At 59.4% G+C, this 19151-nt stretch carries 13 protein-coding genes and 1 riboswitch; of the genes, 7 read left to right on the plus strand and 6 right to left on the minus strand.

Annotation, left to right across the window (positions count from 1 at the left end; all coding sequences use genetic code 11):
- Positions 1-6: 6 nt before the first annotated feature.
- Entirely contained in the window at positions 7-753 is a 747-nt protein-coding gene (locus XX99_RS11305; RefSeq protein ID WP_082125492.1) for a CoA transferase subunit B, read from the minus strand.
- Positions 754-779: 26 nt separating this feature from the next.
- Here XX99_RS11305 and XX99_RS11310 point away from each other — a divergent pair, with 26 nt between their 5' ends.
- Positions 780-1073, plus strand: a complete 294-nt coding sequence (locus XX99_RS11310) for a hypothetical protein (RefSeq protein WP_050059512.1) — start codon at positions 780-782, stop codon at positions 1071-1073.
- 56 nt (positions 1074-1129) lie between these two features.
- On the opposite strand, the gene mtnA is transcribed toward XX99_RS11310, so the two are convergent.
- Both mtnA and XX99_RS11320 read right to left on the minus strand, forming a co-directional pair.
- A complete protein-coding gene (mtnA, locus tag XX99_RS11315; protein ID WP_050059513.1) occupies positions 1130-2188 on the minus strand; it encodes an S-methyl-5-thioribose-1-phosphate isomerase in 1059 nt (352 codons plus the stop codon).
- Positions 2189-2335: 147 nt separating this feature from the next.
- Positions 2336-2626, minus strand: coding sequence for a YXWGXW repeat-containing protein (locus XX99_RS11320; RefSeq protein ID WP_050059514.1), 291 nt, complete (start codon positions 2624-2626; stop codon positions 2336-2338).
- A gap of 627 nt (positions 2627-3253) precedes the next feature.
- On the opposite strand from XX99_RS11320, the gene XX99_RS11330 reads away from it, so the two are divergent.
- Positions 3254-4387, plus strand: coding sequence for a GGDEF domain-containing protein (locus tag XX99_RS11330; protein ID WP_231581362.1), 1134 nt, complete (start codon positions 3254-3256; stop codon positions 4385-4387).
- A complete protein-coding gene (locus XX99_RS11335; RefSeq protein ID WP_082125494.1) occupies positions 4368-4637 on the plus strand; it encodes a DUF3311 domain-containing protein in 270 nt (89 codons plus the stop codon). The genes XX99_RS11330 and XX99_RS11335 overlap by 20 nt, the downstream gene beginning before the upstream one ends.
- 45 nt (positions 4638-4682) lie before the next feature.
- Here XX99_RS11335 and XX99_RS11340 read toward each other — a convergent pair whose 3' ends face one another.
- Positions 4683-5297, minus strand: a complete 615-nt coding sequence (locus XX99_RS11340; RefSeq protein WP_050059517.1) for a histidine phosphatase family protein — start codon at positions 5295-5297, stop codon at positions 4683-4685.
- Positions 5298-5547: 250 nt separating this feature from the next.
- Here XX99_RS11340 and XX99_RS11345 point away from each other — a divergent pair, with 250 nt between their 5' ends.
- The 4 genes from XX99_RS11345 to XX99_RS11360 all read left to right on the plus strand — a co-directional run bounded on the left by XX99_RS11345 (position 5548) and on the right by XX99_RS11360 (position 12936).
- Positions 5548-5769, plus strand: a complete 222-nt coding sequence (locus tag XX99_RS11345; RefSeq protein ID WP_050059518.1) for a CbtB domain-containing protein — start codon at positions 5548-5550, stop codon at positions 5767-5769.
- 10 nt (positions 5770-5779) lie between these two features.
- The gene (locus XX99_RS11350; protein WP_050059519.1) at positions 5780-6502 is read left to right on the plus strand and encodes a CbtA family protein; all 723 of its coding nucleotides are present in this window, start codon (positions 5780-5782) and stop codon (positions 6500-6502) included.
- An 81-nt stretch (positions 6503-6583) separates the two neighbouring features.
- A riboswitch (cobalamin riboswitch) is annotated at positions 6584-6774 on the plus strand.
- Positions 6775-6880: 106 nt separating this feature from the next.
- Positions 6881-11236 (plus strand): cobaltochelatase subunit CobN, encoded by a 4356-nt coding sequence (cobN, locus tag XX99_RS11355; RefSeq protein ID WP_050059520.1) that lies wholly within the window; start codon positions 6881-6883, stop codon positions 11234-11236.
- Positions 11233-12936: an ATP-binding protein gene (locus XX99_RS11360; RefSeq protein WP_050059521.1), complete on the plus strand. Its 1704-nt coding sequence runs from the start codon at positions 11233-11235 to the stop codon at positions 12934-12936. Before cobN ends, XX99_RS11360 begins: the two co-directional genes overlap by 4 nt.
- A 54-nt stretch (positions 12937-12990) precedes the next feature.
- On the opposite strand, the gene XX99_RS11365 is transcribed toward XX99_RS11360, so the two are convergent.
- Both XX99_RS11365 and XX99_RS11370 read right to left on the minus strand, forming a co-directional pair.
- Positions 12991-16536, minus strand: coding sequence for an outer membrane beta-barrel protein (locus XX99_RS11365; RefSeq protein ID WP_050059522.1), 3546 nt, complete (start codon positions 16534-16536; stop codon positions 12991-12993).
- A 44-nt stretch (positions 16537-16580) separates the two neighbouring features.
- Positions 16581-19142: a multicopper oxidase domain-containing protein gene (locus XX99_RS11370; RefSeq protein ID WP_050059523.1), complete on the minus strand. Its 2562-nt coding sequence runs from the start codon at positions 19140-19142 to the stop codon at positions 16581-16583.
- Positions 19143-19151: the final 9 nt, after the last annotated feature.

Genomic DNA, 19151 nt, shown 5'->3' on the forward strand with positions numbered 1-19151 from the left:
CGCTCCTTACGAGGTCATCTGCTTGATCGCCGGGCTGACGATCAGCCTGGCTTCTGTGGCGCGCTGCACGTCCTCGATGGTGAGGTCGGGAGCTATCTCTTCGAGCACCAGGCCCTCGGGAGTCACCTTGATCCACGCCATCTCGGTGGCGATGGTATCCACGACTTTCAGTCCGGTGATGGGAAGCGTGCAGCGCTTTAGTATCTTGGGGCGACCGTCTTTGGTGGTGTGCTCCATGGCTACGATGACGCGCCGCGCGCTGGCCACCAGATCCATGGCTCCGCCCATGCCCTTGACCATCTTGCCGGGGATCATCCAGTTGGCCAGGTTCCCTTCTTCATCGACCTCCATCGCGCCCAGGATGCTGAGATCGATATGGCCGCCGCGAATCATGGCGAAAGAATCTGCGCTGGAAAAATAGGACGTTCCGGGCAGCTCGGAGATTGTTTCTTTGCCGGCGTTGATGAGGTCTGAGTCCTCGGTGCCTTCGACCGGATAAGGCCCCACGCCCAGCATGCCGTTCTCGGACTGGAGCACGACCTCGACGCCAGCCGGGACGTGGTTTGCAACTAAAGTAGGCATGCCAATGCCGAGATTCACGTAGAAGCCGTCGCGCAATTCACGCGCTACGCGAGTTACGATACGCTCGCGTTTGACGATTTCGGCTGAAATGGGAGCCGGGACCCCAGCAACTTTCGGAGAAGCAGCCGAGACCGGCGAAGAATCGCCCGGATTCGATAGAGTAGTACTCATTGGCGTCTGATCTTAGCAGTTTCCCCATGCCCTACGCTGTCTTCAATCTCCGGGCTCGTTCGCTGGTGCGCGGCACCGTGACTGTGCTGGGCAGCCTGCTGGCCGCCTTCGTTCTTTCCGGCTTCCCCCACGCTCATCCCGCGTGGCCGATTGTCTTTCCCGCCTTCACCGCGCTATGGGGCACCTATGAAACGCTGCGCTGCCTGAGGCTTCGCTGGAGCTTCTACCATGGCGGGGTTTTGCTGCTGCTCTACATGGACGTGATGGCGCTGGCGATGATCTTCTTCCTGCTGCTCTTTCCCTATGCGGGATGGATTTAGTAAGCCCAGAAAGCACTCGGTCCTTTCGCAAGCACGCAAAAGGACCGGAGGACGAACTAGCCGTTGACTGCCGCCGTCTCTAGACTCTGCAGCGCTTCGGTATAAGGAGCTCGCAGAACGCCGCGTTCAGTAATGATGGCAGTTACATATTTGGCGGGCGTGACATCGAAGGCCGGATTCTCGACTCCGACTCCGTCCGGAGTGAGCTGCTTCCCAGCGTGATGCGTGACTTCGACAGCTGCCCGCTCCTCAATGGGAATGTCGTCTCCGTGCGCGGTTTCCAGGTCGATGGTCGACCAGGGCGCCGCGACATAAAACGGAACGCCGTGCTCCTTGGCTAAAATCGCTACGCCATAGGTGCCGATCTTGTTAGCGACATCGCCATTCGCCGCGATCCGGTCCGCGCCGACGATCACCGCCTGAATCTTGCCCCTGCGCATCAGGCTGGCCACCATGTTGTCGCAGATGACCTTGGTCGGAATGCCGTCGTGCATCAGCTCCCAGGCCGTGAGCCTGGCGCCTTGCAGAAAGGGCCGCGTCTCGTCGGCAAAAACCTGGATTTTGCTTCCCTGCTCGACCGCGCTCCGGATAACGCCCAGAGCCGTGCCGTATCCGCAGGTGGCGAGCGCGCCCGCATTGCAGTGGGTCAACACCCCGCCTTCTTTGGGAAGCAAGGATGCCCCATGCGCACCCATCGACCGGCATGCAGCAATGTCCTGGTCGTACATCTTGAGAGCTTCGGCGATCATGGCCGCGCGGATGCCGTCAATGGTCGCGTCCGGCTTGCGCTCCAGCGTGTAGAAGAGCTCTTCCATGCGGCTGATGGCCCAGAAGAGATTGACTGCCGTGGGCCGCGTTGCCGCCAGCACCTGGCAGATCTGCCGCACTTCGGTCGACAGGTCGCCGATCGTCGCAGCCTGGCTTCTAGTAACGCCTAGCGCTACGCCCATGGCTGCAGCAACACCAATTGCCGGCGCGCCGCGAACCACCATGGTGGTGATCACGTCGGCTACCTGCTGGTAGCTGGTGGCAAGAACATAGGTTTCTTCAAGGGGAAGCTTGGTCTGATCGAGAAAGCGAACGCCTTCCGAGGTCCATTCAAGTGTCGGAATCATACTTCTTTTAGTGTAAACGGTTGGCTCGGGCGGAGAGCATGGCCTTCCCGTTCCACGCTGTCAAAAAATGGAGAGGCGAAGTCAATCCCGGGTCTCAGCGGGCGCCATTTTGATGTCTGTAATGGCGCCCGCAAAGCGTTGAATCGCCTACCGCCAGTGTCCTTGAATCCAGATATATCCGCCGGGACGGCGATCCCAATGACCGGGGATCCAAACCCCTCCGCGACGCGGCGGGATTACCCAGCGTCCGCCTACCCAGACGTAACGATGACCATCCCAACGGTGATAGCCATCGATCCACACATGGCGGGGGCTAGGCGCAATCGGCCGGGCTTCGACGACGGGCGGCGGAGGTGCAACCCGCACCACTATCTGCGCAAAGGCAGCACTTGTTCCCAAGATCGCGGTGGCAACCAGAGCCAGCATCCATTTCTTCATTTGAATTTCCTTTCTTCTTCGTACTTCGTGAGTGTTTTCCTGTTTGCGATGGCATAAATCATATTCGCCTGCGGCTTGAATCACCCATCGCTCACTGTTGAATAACACGCTCCCCGCTCCCAGGTTGCGCCGCATGCGCGGCCCGCAGGAGATTCTCTCCAAAAGAACGGCAGGCAACCGGCAAAACGGAATCAGAACCCTCAGATGCATCGACTCATATACACTGTTGCCAGAGCGTCGGCATCGTTCGCAGATGGAAAACCAGCCCGATTTCTTGTCCGGTGTGGAAGCGAATCTCCGGAGTAGTCGACCAGCACTCGACTCTCAGCTTGGCAACACCATCCGGATCACCGGGGAAGAAAAGCTTCTGGATTGACTCGCAACTTCAGAAGGCCCGCAGCGTCTTCTGGTGCCGTCTTCGGGTGTCGTCTCCTGACGCCGAGGATAGGAGTATTGGATCATCTCCATCGCTTCGCAGCATGGACGTTTGCAACAGACATCAGTCGAAGCAGTATCGCTGTGACAAAAGTTTTTCGTATCCAACCGGAAATGGATGATCTTCCTGGTAGACACGAGCATCATTGAAAGAGCACCGAGCAATACGTTCTCATGGATGACATTGTGCCTATGGTTTTCAGAGCAGCCCCCCCTCTCTCTGCGGCCCTTGCTGCCTGGGAGCCAGCCAATCGTGCGTTGACGAGTCTCGTCAGCGTTGCAACACTTCCTGGCTGGTGGACGGAACGCCATTTGCTCTTCGTTCTGTGTGCGCTGTGCAGCTCAGTCGTTGCCGCGCTCACCTGGGGCGCCATTCTGCGCCATCGCATGCGCCAGCAGACGGACATTCTGCGCCGAACGATGGAAGAAGAGGCAGCGCGTGAGCGCCGGCGGGCTTTTGTGGAGAGGGAGCGCGGCCGGGTTCTGGAAGCCATCAATAGCTCCATGCCTCTGGAGCAGGTGCTGGGCATGATTACCAGCTTCATCAGCGAGCAGATGAATGGCCTCTGCTGCTGGTGCGTTCCCCACAACGGCGGCATTTTAGGATGCAACAAAACCCGGGGCGTCGACTTGCCGGTCGAAGGCATGCCTCACACACGGCGGGACATTCATTCCAGCAGCGGTGAACAACTCGGCATCTTCATTCTGGATGGAGTTCACCCACCCGGCGATCCTCTCGCAGGCAGCGAGCTTCTCGACCTGGGAGTGAGCCTGGCCGCGTTGGCTATCGACAATCGCCGGCTTTATGAAGATCTCATTCATCGTTCGGAATACGATCAGCTCACCGAGATTCCCAACCGGTTTCTGCTGGAGTGCCGTATCTCCAGCTCTCTTACCAGCGCGCAGCGCCACCAACAGCGCTTCGCCCTTATCTATATCGATCTCGACCGGTTCAAGAGGATCAACGATCAATACGGACACCGGATTGGCGACGTCTTTCTGCAGAAGGTGGCGAGACGGCTCACCGACCGGCTGCGCAGCCGCGACACGCTAGCAAGAGTGGGAGGAGATGAATTCATCGCGCTCATTCCCATCGTGCGCGACCGCAGCGAGGCGGAAGAGATCGCGCGCCGACTGGAAAATTGCTTCGAATCGCCGTTCGTCATCGACGACCTCATCCTCCAGGGAAGCGCCAGCGTCGGCGTCGCAATCTATCCCGAGGATGGAGGAGACGCCCACGAGCTGAAGCTGGTCGCGGACGCCGCCATGTACAGCAGCAAGCAAAAGGTCGAGGGCTATCACCGGCATGAACGGGAGTTTTTCTAAGATTCAATGCTCGTGGCGCGAGCCGTCGCCGCGCTACAATCCTGGGGTGAGTTCGCCCCGCTCTAAATCGCGGTCTGCGTGGTATTGGATCCTGATCCTGCCGTCGATCGGATTGCTCTTTCCCGCGTTCTATGCCCGGTCGGCACCCGAGCTTTTCGGTTTCCCTTTTTTCTACTGGTACCAGATCGTATGGATCCTGGTTACGGCTCTCCTCACGGCCATCGCCTACTTTGCCAGTGAGCGGAAGTAGTTCCGTCCGGCGAAAATCGGGACTGCGATAGTTCGAACGTTACGCCTAGAAACTATCCTCTTCTTTTGCCTGATGCGACCTTTGCAGAGAACAGCCAGTCGAGCGAACAGTCCAGACGCTGCCATTGAAGCGAAGGTCGGTTAGCGATAGCGGCGCGATATCGATCCGCCAGAAAGTCTGCGGCGGTGAAACCAATGCGTGGACGATGGCGGCGCGCACCACCGCCGGGTGCGTCACGGCTAGGACATGCCCCGCATCGCGCTGACCCTCCTGCTCTATCTCTTGCATCCAGCGGCCGGTCCTGCCGATGAGGGTCGCGATGGATTCGCCTCCATGCGGAGAGGCCTCGGGTTCCCTGAGCCAGGCGACGATACACTCCGGATCTTCGGACTGAACCTCTTCGATGCCGCGTCCACGCCACGAGCCATAGTCGCAATCGCGCAGGCCGGATTCGACTATAGGGGACAAACCCAAAGCGCGGGCGGTCTGTTGAGTTCGCAATTCAGGGCCTGACAGGGTTTGTTGCGCCCTGGGCGCGATCCAATTAAACGCGGCTACTTTCGCGAGCTCCTGATCCGTAACCGGTTCATCGAGTGGGAAGGCTGCCTGGCGCTGGGCATTCGTCGGTGCGTGGGTGATGAGCGTCAATCGTGCTGTCACTGGATTCGTTTCTCCGCTCCGGTTCCCTGCGATCTCTCTTGGAGTGCTATCACAAAGCACGTTCCTGGAGCTTGACATCAATCATACGGAGACATAGGGTTAAATCAGCTTTTGAAACGAAGGAAAGAAGCCGGTGTGAGTCCGGCACGGTCGCGCCGCTGTGATCGACGGAGCATCTTCGAGAGTCAGACCTTCCTTCATCCACAATTGAGCTCTGCATCGGGACGCACGATCCCTGGAGGTTTCTATCATGCCGCAGTCGGCAGCCGGTTCCATTGCCATTGAGCCTATTTTTGTTCCCGCCATTCCGGTGCGCGAGTTATTGCCCTGGGCAATCTTCGGCGGACTCCTGATGCTGCTCGCGATTTACTTCGTCGGAGCGGAGCAGGGTGCGACGGCGCTCATCCATGGCCGCGGTGTCCACGAGTTTGTACACGACGGGCGTCACCTCCTCGGCTTTCCCTGCCACTAAGGCGCATTGAATGACTCGCACGCTGCTGGTGCGCGGGATGCTTGTGGGCATCGTCGCCGGCCTGCTCGTCTTTGCGCTTGCCCGGTGTATCGGTGAGCCGCAGGTGGAGCGCGCCATCGCCTTTGAAACCGGCATGGACCGTGCTGAAGGCAAAGCTGCCGAACCGGAGATGGTGAGCCGCAAGATTCAGCGTGGCTTCGGCCTTCTCACAGGCACGGTCGTGTACGGAGCCGCTATCGGCGGCATCTTCGGGATCGTCTTCGCCTTCGCTCGCGGCCGAATTCGCATCGCCAGTCCTCGCGCGCTTGCAGCTCTGCTGGCCAGCATGGCCTTTGTTGCTATCGTTCTCGTTCCCGCTCTCAAGTACCCGGCAAATCCACCTTCGGTCGGCAATCCCGACACGATCGGAATACGCACTGCGGCGTATTTTCTGCTGATGGCGTTCTCGATTGCCGCGATGGTTATTTCGTTTCAGGTTGGGCACCGTCTTCGCAGCCACTTTGGAGCCTGGAACGCTTCCCTGCTCTCCGCATTGCTCTTTGTCGTCATCATGGGAGCCGTCTGCCATTTTCTGCCGGAGTTCGACGAGGTTCCCGCGGGCTTTCCCGTGACCCTGATGTGGCGATTTCGTGTCGCATCGCTGGAGATGCAGACTGTGCTGTGGGCGACGCTGGGATTTCTCTTCGGCTGGCTTGCAGAACGAGACAGCGCATGGACACAGCTTCGCAATTGACCGTGTTTGACGCAGCGCAGCAACGTGCGGGCTCGATCATGCCAGCGTGGTACAAATAGACTGATCCATTGATTATTGATCATTAGATCATTGATTCGGGGTGCCCTTTCAGGGCTTAAAAGGGAAGCCGGTGCAAGTCCGGCGCGGTCCCGCCACTGTAACAGAGAGTAGCCGCGCACAGTACCACTCAGCGAATTGTTGGGGAAGGAATGCGGCTGGGCACGCAAGTGCCATCTTTGAGCCAGGAGACCTGCCACGGGTTAGCAGCAACTTTCTGCGAAGGACAGAAACGATGCGCCCTATTTCTCGCTTCATCCTAAATTCCGCTCTCCATTCTCACTTGGCTAAGGTGGGCGATAACGCCCCAGCGGTGAGCGCATGACCGTACATCGGCAGCGCGTGATTCGCGCCGACGGCCGCACGCTGAACATCCTTCAGCATCGGGGACATCTCTCCTATTGCTTCACCGGTTGCTGCTGCGGCCGCACCGATCGCGGCTACGCCGAAGTGCCGGTGGATGTCTACAAAGAGGAGTGGACCAAGCGCAAGATGCGCAATGCCGTCCATCTCACCAAAGGTGGATGCCTCGGGCCGTGCGTGTTGGCCAACGTCGCCAGTCTGGTCTTCGATGGCCAGGCTGTCTGGTTCCACTCGGTCAACAGCCCCTGGCAAGTGAGGCAGATCTTCGACTACATCGACTCCATGCTGCAGGCGGATCGTTTCCTGAAGCCCCCGGCGGAGTTGAGCGAATACGTCTTCAACTATTACGACTGGGATGTGAGAGAGCCAGCAGCGCTGATGGATGCGACTCAGCCGCAGCAGGCGACTGGCGGCATCATGCTGCTCTCGCATGCAGACACTGATCTGCTCACACTGACGAAGGCGCGCGAGCTGCTGCCTCCGGAGTTTGAGGTGAACGGCTACTCGCTGAATTCGCTCCGCAGCGAAGACCAGATGGAGGTCTTGCTCGCAGGAGAGCTTGGCTGCGCGCGTGCAATCGTGCTGCGCGTTCATGGTCCTCTGAGCAGCATCCCTGGCTTCGATCGGCTTCGCGCGGTGTGTGTGGAGCGCGGGCAATCGCTGGTCCTGATAAGCGGCACGGGAGAGCTGACTCCGGAATTTTCGCAGACCGTAAATGTACCTGCCGACGTAATGGAAACTGCGGCCAGTTATCTCTCGCTTGGCGGTGTGAGCAACTTTGTCGAGATGTGCCGCTTTTTATCGGATCGGCTGCTGTTGACCGGGCATGGCTACGCATTGCCGAGCCCGATGCCCGAGCATGGCGTTTATCTGCCGGACATGGAAGCAGCGGACATCGAAGAGTGGGAGCGGCGCGCCGATCCGCTCAAGCCTACGGCTGCCGTGCTCTTCTATCGTGCCCATCGGATGAGCGGCAACCTTGCTTTCATTGATGCGCTGGCACAGGCGATCGAGGCGCGTGGCATGAATGCGCTTTGCATCTTCACCTCCAGCCTGAAGTCGAAGGAAGCGGGCAGTCCCGCAGTCTTTCGATGGATTCGGGGCCGCGCCGATGTGTTGATCTCGACGCTTTCGTTCGCGTTGGGTGAGGTCAACACCGGCGACGTTACAGAAGCAGGCGATGCGATTACCTCACTCGAACGTCTCAATATTCCGGTGGTTCAGGCAATTGCCAGCGGCATGGCGCGAGGCGCGTGGGAAGGATCACGGCGAGGACTCAACTCGCTGGAAACTGCGATCAACGTTGCCATCCCCGAATTCGATGGACGCATCATTACGGTGCCCATCTCTTTCAAGGAGCGCGGGACATCGGGGTCGGACGGCTTGTATGTCGCGCATGAGGAGCGAGTCGATCGAGTTGCTGGCATCGCTGCGGGCCTGGCAAAGCTGCGCCGCACGCCGAACTCCGCGCGGCGAGTTGCCTTCGTTCTCACCAACTCCGCGGCCAAGGCCTCACAGGTTGGCGGTGCTGTCGGGCTCGATACGCCTGCCAGCCTGCTGACCACGCTGCATGCGATGAGGAGCCGCCGCTACACCATCGATGCGTTGCCCGAGACTTCCGACGCGCTCATGCAGCGGCTGCTCGAGCGCGGAAGCTACGATGACCGCCATCCGCTCGATCCTGACCATGCGGAACATTTTTCGCGGGCAGCGTATCTCAAGGAGTTTTCCGCGTTTCCCGAACGTTCTAGGCGAAGGATGGAAGACTTCTGGGGGCAGCCGCAGGAACGCGGCTTCAGCGTGCGTGCAGCGAAACCGAAGACCGACAAGAAGCTTCTTGGCTCGCTCGCCGGCAAGATCGCTTCGCTCGAGAATGAGCCGTGGGGGGATCCGCAGCACTATCACTTCGCTTCCCTCAATTTTGGGAACGCCTTGATTGCGCTGCAGCCGCCGCGCGGATACGGAATCGATCCGGACGCGATCTATCACACGCCTGATCTTCCGCCTACGCATCACTACACTGCCTTCTATCGCTGGCTCGCGACTCCGCAGTCGGATGGAGGATGGGGAGCGGACGCGATCGTCCACATGGGCAAGCACGGCACGCTGGAATGGCTTCCCGGCAAGGGCATTGGGCTCTCAGAGGAATGTTTTCCCGATCTGCTACTGGGCGATATGCCTCTTCTCTATCCCTTCATCATCAACGATCCCGGCGAGGGCAGTCAGTCGAAGCGCAGGGCGCATGCAATTATCGTCGACCATCTCACTCCGCCGATGACCACGGCCGAAACTTACGGCTTGCTTGCAGAGCTGAATCAGCTGGTCAACGAATATTATGCGGTCGAGAAGCTCGATCCTTCGAAGCTGCCCTACCTTCAGCAGCAGATATGGGACCTGGTGCAGAAGGCAAATCTGCAGGCCGATCTCAATCTCAAAGGCATGCTGACCCGCGACCACGGCGACCACAAGCATGAGTGGGACGATGAGCTCACGCCCGAAGGCGTACCTACAACGCTGTCGGAGATGAGCGGAAGCGACGTCGCGCATCTCATCGAGGACCTGGATGGATATCTCTGCGAGCTGGGGATGGCGCAGATTCGCGATGGGCTGCATGTTCTCGGACAGATGCCTCCGATGGCGGAGATGCTTCGCTCTCTGACTCGTCTTTCAAATGCCGGGATCGGCAGTCTACAGTCGACTCTTGCCGCCGCTTTCGGCTTCGATCTTGCCCTGCTCCTCAAGAATCCCGGCGAGCCTTTGCCACAAAGCGGCCATCTGCTTGGCCAGCCTATTCATACATACTCCGACGTTCTCGAAATTCTCGACAAAGCTGCGCTCGATCTCTATGCGATGCTTGAGAACCTCGGCTTTCGTGCGGAGGCGGTGCCCGATGTTCAGCGCGCTGTGCTTGGACTCGAGTCCGATGATCTCGGCAGAGTTCTTTTTTACGCATGTACTCAGCTTGTGCCCAAGCTCGAACAAGCAGGCGATGAGGTCGAGCACCTGCTCGATGCGCTGGAAGGAAAGTATGTGCCTGCAGGACCGGCGGGCGCTCCGACGCGCGGCATGGCGCACATTCTGCCGACCGGACGGAACTTCTACGCTGTCGATCCGCGCGCGCTTCCCTCGCAGGCTTCGTGGCGGGTCGGGCAGCAGCTGGCGCGCGAGGCTATCGAGCGCTTTCGCAAGGAAGAAGGCTCTTATCCGGAGATGATGGGACTGAGCGTGTGGGGAACCTCTCAGATGCGCACCCACGGCGACGATATTGCCGAGGCCTTCGCTCTGCTTGGCGTTGAGCCGGTATGGAATGCGCAATCGCGGCGGTTGGAGAGTGTCGCCATTCTTCCGCTGGAGCAGTTGGGCAGGCCACGCATCGACGTCACGCTCCGCATCAGCGGCTTCTTCCGCGATGCATTCCCTCACTTGATCGATCTTTTCGACCAGGCTGTCTCTCTGGTGATCGACCGTGATGAGCCGCTCGACCAGAATTTTCCGCGCAAGCATTACCTTGCCGATCTCGAGAAGCGCAAGGACTTGCCCGCAGATGAGGCCGAGGCGCAGGCACGCTATCGCATGTTCGGAGCAAAGCCAGGCGCATATGGTGCAGGTATTTTGCCGCTCATTGAAACCGGCAACTGGAAGGGCGACGAAGATTTCGCACGCGCCTTTCTCGAATGGGGCGGCTATGCGTACAGCGCGAGCGCAGCGGGAGTGGATGCAAGGCCAGTCTTTGCCGAGCGGCTGCAATCGATCCAGGTCGCGCTGCACAACCAGGACAATCGCGAGCACGACATCTTCGACTCGGACGACTACTTTCAGTTCCATGGAGGCATGGTTGCTTCCATACGTGCGCTCACCGGCGTGCAGCCGAAAGCGTATTTCGGCGACAGCTCGCGTCCCGATGCAGTTCGTGTTCGCGATCTTAGAGAAGAGGCTTTGCGCGTCTACCGCTCGCGCGTGATCAATCCGAAGTGGATTGAAAGCATCAAACGCCACGGTTACAAGGGTGGACTCGAGCTCGCAGCGACGGTCGACTACATCTTCGGCTTCGATGCTACCGCGCAGATCGCTCCGGACTTTGTGTATGAGGGGCTTGCTGAGCACTATGCGCTGTCCCCGGAGATGCGAGAGTTTCTCGGAACCTCGAATCCATGGGCGCTGAACGCCATCGCCGAACGCCTTCTAGAGGCGGCGAATCGCGAGCTATGGGAGAACCCGAATCCAGAGACGCTGGAGGCTTTGCGCGGCATCCTACTTGAGACCGAAACGCTGCTCGAGGCTCACGGAGAGCGCAAACGGGAGGTTGTCGAATGAGACCGCCCATCTATCCATTTTCAGCCATCGTCGGCCAGGATCAGATGAAGCTCGCGCTGCTGCTCGCAGCCATCGACTGGCGCCTGGGCGTGCTGCTGCGCGGCGATAAGGGAGCTGGCAAAACCACGACTGCTCGGGGTCTCGCCGCGCTTCTACCTGAACCAGCGCCGTTCATCAATCTTCCCATCGGAGCTACGGAAGATCGCCTTCTTGGCGGATTACATCTCGAGCGAACGCTGAAAGGCGACCCGGTGTTGAAGCCCGGCCTTCTGTCCGAAGCTCATCAGGGCGTGCTGTACATCGACGAGATCAATCTACTGCCCGCGCATCTTGGCGACGCGCTGCTCGATACGGCAGCAAGCGGCGTAAACGTGATCGAGCGAGAAGGCCTCAGCGCATCGCATGCTGCGGAGTTCGTCCTTCTCGGCAGCATGAACCCCGAGGAGGGCCTGTTGCGTCCGCAGTTGCTGGACCGCTTTGCACTCTCCGTCGACATCGCCGCGCCTATGGAAACTGGCGAGCGCCAGAGAGTCGTCGAGCGGCGAATTGCCTTTGAGCGTGACGCTGCGCAGTTCATGAACGATTGGACAGGGGATCAGCTGACGCTGCGCGAGAAGATCAGCGCGGGAAGAGAGCGGCTGTCCACGATTGTTTGCTCCGGCGAAATCCTTGCACAGATCAGCACAGCGATCTGCGATGCGGGAGTGCGGTCGTTGCGGGCTGACCTTGCCGCGGTACGCGCCAGCATTGCTCTCGCGGCTCTCATGGACGATGGGGAGGTGCAGCCGCAGCATGTCGAAACGGTTCTGCCGCTGGTGCTGAACCATCGCGCAAGGAGCGGCAGGAACCATGCTCCTCCTCAGCCGCCGTCTTCTTCACAACAACCGCAGACTCCAAAAGAAGACAAGGCTCAGGAAGCAATCGAGCGGGTGTTTGCGCCGCGAGAGACCGAGACTCCTGCAATCCGTGCAGCCCTCAACGAGCATTCTGCGCGCGGCAACAGCCAAACAATGCAGACCGAAAATCCTGGCCCTGTCGTGGCAACTCGCCGCACGGAAAATCCTATCGAACTGGATCTTCGCGCGACCTTGAATCACACGTTGCTCGATACCGGGCAGCTTCATCCACGCTTGTCGAATTTGCACGAGAAGGTACGCCAGCCGAAGACCGGCATGCGCTACCTCCTGGTCATCGATTCCAGCGGCTCCCATGCGGCGCAGGAGAAGATGCGACGCGTAAAGGGCGCGGCTGTGAGCCTGCTCAACCGTTCCTTCAGAAAAGATGACGAGGTGGCCATCATCGTCTTTCGCGGCACCGCTGCCCAGGTGCTGCTTGAGCCTTCGCGCATCGTGCAGGATGCCGTGACCGCACTCGAGTATCTTCCCACTGGCGGAAGAACTCCGCTGGCGCAGGCTCTCGATCTGGCGAAGACCTACACGACTGAATCGACGCTACTCATCCTCATGACCGATGGGCGCGCCAATGTTGGCATGGGTGCGGAAGATCCGTGGCAGGAGGCGCTTCAAATCGCAAGCCAGCTGCACTGTTCATCGCTGGTGATCGATACGGAAGACGCCGCACAGCCGCTGGGCCGATCCCGCGAATTAGCGGAGGCACTGCGAGCCGAGTACGTCGCGCTTGAAAACCTTCAGGACAGCGATGTCCTGCAGATCGCTCTTCCGCAATCAGCCAGAGTTTGAATCGCTCAACCGCTGGATACGCGGCACATCTGCTGCGTACCCAGCGGCATATCCTCAAAAGTTGAATTTCACGGCACCCTGCAGGATTCTCGGCGGAGCCGCGCTGATGGCTTGGCCGAAGGTTGAGCTGCCGATATCGCCGTCTACCGAACTGGGACCGCTGAACTGCGTGTGGTTGAAGACGTTGAATGCCTCCACGCGGAAGAGGATCGACTTCGATTCGGTGAGTGGCAGCTTTTTGGCTACAGCCATGTCGAAGTTGTTCGTTCCCGGACCGTAGAAGAAGCGCCGCTTTGCCGTGCCTGGCGTACCGATCGCGTTCGGGGTGAAGGCCGTTGTATCGAAGTAATTGTTGTTATTTTTGCGGGGATTGTGGTTCAGGTGCAGCGGGCCGCCGTTGTAATCGGGCTCGTCGATGCTGGCGTTGTTGACTCCGTTGGGATTGGTTCCGATCAATGAATTGTCTCCGTTATTCACCATGTCGATGGGAAAGCCGGTGGCAAAATGCGTGATGCCGGAGAGCGACCAGCCTTGACTGATCCGATTGGGATGAAACAGCTGATCGAAGGGAAGCTGGTACTCATAGCTGACGACGAAGTTGTGCTTCACATCGAAGGACGAAATCGCATAACTGAGCGCGGGATTGAACGGATTCACTTCCTCGCCCGGGTTCGAAGACTGATCGAGCGACTTGCCATAGGTGTAAGACGCGGAGACTTCCAAGCGGCCGCTGGTGTGACGAGCGGTGACTTCGAGAGCGTTGTAGTTGGCGCTGCCGATGGTTGACTGGAGCGCATTGCTGCCGAAGTTCGACCCGAGAGGACCGCGCGTCCCATTCACGACTCCGCCAGCGATTGGGAAGTAGACACCGTCTTCCCCGTTGGGGCCGCAGGTCGCCGTTCCCGGCTGAACCTCGCTCTGCTGGCTGAGGCTCAGGCATAGCGCAGGATTTCCAGGGTTGGGCTCGATGAGAACGCGCTGGTGATGGCTTGCCGTGCCGACATAGCTCGCGCTCAAGACGGTATTCGGACCGGCCTGCCGCTCGATGGAGAGCATCCACTCTTCGGTGTAAGGCGTGGTGTTGTGGATGTCATATCCCGGGATACCCGAGATGGGCTCGTAGGTGCTCCAGTTGATATTGGGGTCGGGATTGCTGCGCGAGGAATTCAGCGGCGCAAAAGTATAAGGGAAAGGCTGGCCGTTGTTTTGTCCATCGGCAGCATTGATGAACGGCGTGGCAAAGAGTGGCGGCAGCGGACTGGTGTAGGTGGTGCCATACGGCGCATTGGCTGCCAGCACGCCGATCGAGAGCGCATCGATAGCGGTGTAGAAATTTCCAAAGCTGGCGCGGACGCTGGTTGTTCCAGGCGCACCCAGCATCTTTCCAAGCACGCTGCCCGTCTCTGCCTGCGGCGACCAGGCTACGCCGACGCGGGGCGCGAAGCTATGTTCGCTGATCGGCGCGAGCGTGTTGGGAATGCCAGGATCGCCGGGATAGAGAATGCCCGGAGGCGCTCCCGGAAAGACCACCGACTGTGCGCCGGGAACGAAGGTCGAAATCTGATTGTATTTCTCCGACCAGGGCGCGATGCGGTCCCAGCGCAGACCGTAGTTCAACGTCAGATTGGGCAATGCGTGCCAGCTGTCCTGCGCAAAGAGCCCGACGTATTTATTGCGGGCATAGAAAGGGTTGAGCTGGCTCTGGTTGTACTCGTTGGGCGCGCCGACGAGGAAGTCGGCGAAGTCTACGCCCGTCTCCTGCCCTTGAAAGACGAAGCTGCCATTAAACTGCGCGATGGGATGGGCGTTCACCTCATCGGCGTGAAACTCTCCGCCGACCTTCATGGTGTGATTGCCCAACACCTTGGAGAAGATATCCGAGGTCTGCCAGATATTGTTCGTCTGTATGAGCTGGTTGGCCGCTGCTCCGGTGGAGTAGCCGTTGAAGTTGAGGTTCTCGACGCCCTCGCCCTTGGGGTCCAGGGCGATGATGCTCGGCGTGCCATCGGCATTGGTAAAGCCCTGCGAAGCCAGGCTCACACCGAGACCACCGATCGGCTGGCCAAGATTGGTAACATCGCGCGCATAGCTGAAGTGCAGCTCGTTGACCGCTGTCGAACTGAAGGTCTTGGTGTCGCCGAGCGAGATGAGCTGGGCGCGCCCCGTGGTGAGCGCATCGAAGCCGGGGACGCTCGCCCCGCTTTGCGCTACGGGATAAGGATTGTCGAGATTGAAATCGTCGATGAAGTAGTACGCTGAGAGCAATCCCCACCGGCTGTTTGCATCTACGCGCGCGGCACCTTTGTCGTCACGAACCGTCTGGTTGAACGATGACGTGGCAAAACCATTCGCGGTGTTGGGGGCGGGAATGTATTGGAGCATGCGCTGCGCAGGAGTGGACCACGCACTCTGCGGGATGATGGCGTTGGGAAAGACGCACTGCGATGAAGTTACGCAGCCGGGAACATAGTAGGACTCGCCGGAGACAACGGAGTATCCCAGCTTCTGCGTGAGCAGATTGGCAAAGTAAGGACCGCTGACAGCCTGGGTCAAATTTGCGGCCTCGTCAGAGAGATTTCCCGTGCGATCCGCATTCGAAGGGACGCTGATGTTTCCGGTATCGATGCCCTGTGTCTGCCGTGTGCCCTGATAGTCGACGAAGAAAAAGATCTTGTCGTGGCGGATCGGGCCGCCGAAGGTTCCACCGAACTGATTCTGGCGGAAAGCTCCGCGTGTGGGCGAGAAGTAGTTGCGCGCGTCGAGGTCGGTATTGCGCAGGAACTCGAATGCGTTGCCATGGAAGGCATTGCCGCCCGACTTGGTAATCACGTTGATCTGGCCGCCGCTGAATTCTCCATACTCAGCGTCGAAGTTGCCGGTGATGATGCGAAATTCGTCGATCGAGTCGAGATTCGGAATGATGGCCGTACCCGCGTTCACGTCTTCTTCCACATCGGCGCCGTTCACGCTGAAGAAGTTGGCGAACTCACGCTGTCCATTGACCGAGACCGTGCCGGGATTCAGGTCGCCGGAGGGATTGAGAACGGTCGCGCCCACGTCCTGGACGGTCGTGTTGGTAATCGAAGTCTGCGGCGCCACGCCGGCCTGCAGCGAGAGCAGATCGGTAAAGGCGCGGCCATCCAGTGGAACAGCGGTGATCTGCCGTCCGCTGATCACCTGTCCCATCTGAGTGCTGGTGGTCTCGGCGTGCAAGGTGTTGTCGTTCACGCTCACCGTCTCAGCCACACTGCCAAGCTGGAGTGAAGCATCGAGGGTGAGCGCAGCGCTGGTGTCGAGCACGATATTCTTGCGCTCATATCCGCGGAAACCGGCGGTCTGAATGTCCAGGTCGTAATGGCCGACAGGCAGAACAGGCAGGATGTAATATCCCTTGCTATCGGTGCGGGCGTGATACAAGAGGCCGGTGTTGGTCTCGCGGACCGTGACCTCCGCGCCCGGGATCACTCTTCCGGACGGATCTTTGAGCGTGCCGGAAATGCTTCCTCCCACACTGGCCAAGGCCATAGAGGCGGACAGAAGCCCGACCACGCACAACCAGCCGCCCATCCTGCGAACGAAATCACCGACTGCCTTCAACATTTCCTTCTCCTATATTTCTTTTGCCGATAACGAGCAGGCCGCGCCTACTGAATGGTGATGGGGACATTCACGCTGGCCTGGCCCTGGCCCGTCCCACTTCCGGTGACAACGACCATGTAAATTCCCTTGGCCGTGCCCGGATCTGTTTTTGCTGTGCCTCCGCATCCCATCGCAGTGAAGGCTATCGCCGTGAAGGCCGACACGAACATGGCCCTGCTCCGCCATCTGCGCCGTGGGAAGGCGAGCAGGAAGACACAGGCCAGGCTTGCCCCTCCGCTGGCAGCAAACCAGCCCGGGCCCCTTGTCCGCATACTGCTCAGCGGATGCGCCGGCGTGGTGTTGACGGTAAGCGAAACCAGTCCTGTCCCGGTGATCGAGTTCGGATTCACAAAGCACGCCGACTCGGTCAGGTTCGCGGGCATAGTGCAGCTGAGATTGATAAGACTGGTGTAGTTATTAGCGACATTGATCGTGACCGTAGCCGTGGCCGCCGAACCAACAGCAGCAGTTGTTCCCGGAGACGAAAGCGCGAAGTTCGAAATAGTGAGCGGAATCGCTGCCGATGCCGATTCACCGTATGTCGCATCTCCCTGATAGAACGCGGTCAGAGTGTTGGCGCCCGCATTGCCGTTGACGGGCGTCATCAATGTGGCCTGTCCGTTCGCGAGAGAAACGGGATCGCCAACATTCGTGCCGTTGATCTCAAATTGCACCAGTCCGGTGGGTGTCGCGTTGCCGGTGGCCGCGTCTATGACATTCGCGGTCAGCGTGACATTTCCATTCGGATCGATGCTGGATGCGGAGGCCGTCGCGGTCGTCGTCGAGGCCGAGCCCTGCGGCAGCACCTGGACCTCGCCCATCATGCCGCCGTCTTCGTGTTCGAGGATGTGGCAGTGATAGACGAAGGTGCCGATGACGTTGGGGTCGCGAAAATCCATGCGCACTTTCACGCTGGGATAAGGGCCGCTGCCGTTCCAGTAGGGGATGTCGACGGTATCGCGAATGGCAGGATCGTTCGCCGGCTGTCCATTCACTTCGAGAACCTGGAAGTGCAGCTGATGAATATGGAAGACGTGATCTTCCTGGGCGCGATTCTCAACCACCCAATCTTCGACCGTACCGGAATGCACCACGATGTTCGGCTGCTGATCCATGGTGAAGACGGTGGGCGTCTGTCCCTCTTCAGTGATGAAAAATGTGGTCGGGCTCAGGGGATTGGTAGGATCGAGCAGAACCTCAGAGAAGTAGAGGTTACGCTGCGCCACCGGCGTTGCGCTGGCCAGCGCGGAGAAGCGTGTGACCTTCGTCTGTTTCGCATGCGATGGCAAGCGGCGAACAGCAGCGGTACCCTTTGCAGCGGAGTTCTCGATGCCATTTTGACTCACGATGTTTGCGATGGGCCGCGCCGGATCAAAGTCTCCGTCCGGGCCTGTATTCCAATACTGCGTGACCAGTTGCGCCTGATCGCCGACATTCGGCGTGGTCACCACAAACTCTGCGCGCGCGCCGGGCCCAAGCAGGATGCTGGTTTGGCTCACTGACTGCTGTCCGCTGCTTCCGGATGCTATCGGGTATCCGTCGATGGCTACCACCTGAACGGTCTGAGCCACTCCGTTGACGATGTATTGCAGGTTCAGGATGGTGTCGGCGCCGGTGTTGGCCACACGCCACAGTTCCTGTTGGCCGGGATTGGTCTGGATCACGGCGGGCGTGTAGCCCGGATAAGTCACCGGCACATAGTTGATCGAGAGATCCCACGCCGGGATGTTGGAATCGTTCATCTCGGAAGGGGGCAGGATCTGGTCACGCAGAACGAAGGTGCGCTCCGGCAGTCCGGCCAGCGCGGTGTCTACGTTCTGCAGCCCCTCGACGATCAAGGCTCCGGTTGCTCCACCCTGCACCTGTCCTTCGGAGATGCCATGCGGATGCGGATGATACCAATACAGTCCTGGAGGCTCGTTGGCGGGAATCTGCACGTTGTAATCGAAGCTTTGTCCCGGTTGCACCAGGGTGTGAACCACCTCGTCCTGGCCACAGACCGGGGCAACATTCATTCCGTGGAAGTGAATGTTGGTGACGCTCGTTCCCATCGCTCCATTGCAGGCGCTGCTAGTGCTGGTGGTTGGAGTGTCGTTGGCAGACAGCGTCATCTTCATGCCCGCCATGTTGTCGCTGGCGGCGGTTGCAGGGGGCAGGTTGTTCTGGAAGTGAATGATGAGCTGGTCGCCGGGGTTCACTCGCAGCGTAGGAGCTTCCAGGCCGGTGTTGGTCACGTAGCAATAGCGGATGAGGCCCTGCGAGTCGGTCACGGTCTGAAAGGTGAAGGTGACTTCGAGCACGCCATTCTGACTTTCCAATTCGGGCGGAGCTGAAACCACCGAGCCGGTCGCGTAACGAGCGCAAACCTGGTCGGCTGCGTCTGATCCAGTGACTGCGGTCGAAACCATCTTCGCCAGGTCCTGCGCGGATATCGCGCCGCGTCCGGGGTGGGAGTTCCGCGCGATCGCTCCGAATGGAGAGAGTAAGCAGAAGAACAGGATGGAAGAGGCTACTCTCGCAAACAGGCGCTCACGCCTGCGCTTACGCTGAAGTTCAATCTGACTCATCGCTGACTC

The sequence above is a fragment of the Silvibacterium bohemicum genome, from assembly GCF_001006305.1.
Classification (GTDB): Bacteria; Acidobacteriota; Terriglobia; order Terriglobales; family Acidobacteriaceae; genus Silvibacterium; species Silvibacterium bohemicum.

Excerpts from the sequence above, each read along its gene's own strand:
- XX99_RS11305 (WP_082125492.1), bottom strand. The coding sequence starts at position 753 with ATGAGTACTACTCTATCGAATCCGGGCGATTCTTCGCCGGTCTCGGCT.
- XX99_RS11310 (WP_050059512.1), top strand. The coding sequence starts at position 780 with ATGCCCTACGCTGTCTTCAATCTCCGGGCTCGTTCGCTGGTGCGCGGC.
- mtnA (WP_050059513.1), bottom strand. The coding sequence starts at position 2,188 with ATGATTCCGACACTTGAATGGACCTCGGAAGGCGTTCGCTTTCTCGAT.
- XX99_RS11320 (WP_050059514.1), bottom strand. The coding sequence starts at position 2,626 with ATGAAGAAATGGATGCTGGCTCTGGTTGCCACCGCGATCTTGGGAACA.
- XX99_RS11330 (WP_231581362.1), top strand. The coding sequence starts at position 3,254 with ATGGTTTTCAGAGCAGCCCCCCCTCTCTCTGCGGCCCTTGCTGCCTGG.
- XX99_RS11335 (WP_082125494.1), top strand. The coding sequence starts at position 4,368 with ATGAACGGGAGTTTTTCTAAGATTCAATGCTCGTGGCGCGAGCCGTCG.
- XX99_RS11345 (WP_050059518.1), top strand. The coding sequence starts at position 5,548 with ATGCCGCAGTCGGCAGCCGGTTCCATTGCCATTGAGCCTATTTTTGTT.
- XX99_RS11350 (WP_050059519.1), top strand. The coding sequence starts at position 5,780 with ATGACTCGCACGCTGCTGGTGCGCGGGATGCTTGTGGGCATCGTCGCC.
- cobN (WP_050059520.1), top strand. The coding sequence starts at position 6,881 with ATGACCGTACATCGGCAGCGCGTGATTCGCGCCGACGGCCGCACGCTG.
- XX99_RS11360 (WP_050059521.1), top strand. The coding sequence starts at position 11,233 with ATGAGACCGCCCATCTATCCATTTTCAGCCATCGTCGGCCAGGATCAG.
- XX99_RS11365 (WP_050059522.1), bottom strand. The coding sequence starts at position 16,536 with ATGTTGAAGGCAGTCGGTGATTTCGTTCGCAGGATGGGCGGCTGGTTG.
- XX99_RS11370 (WP_050059523.1), bottom strand. The coding sequence starts at position 19,142 with ATGAGTCAGATTGAACTTCAGCGTAAGCGCAGGCGTGAGCGCCTGTTT.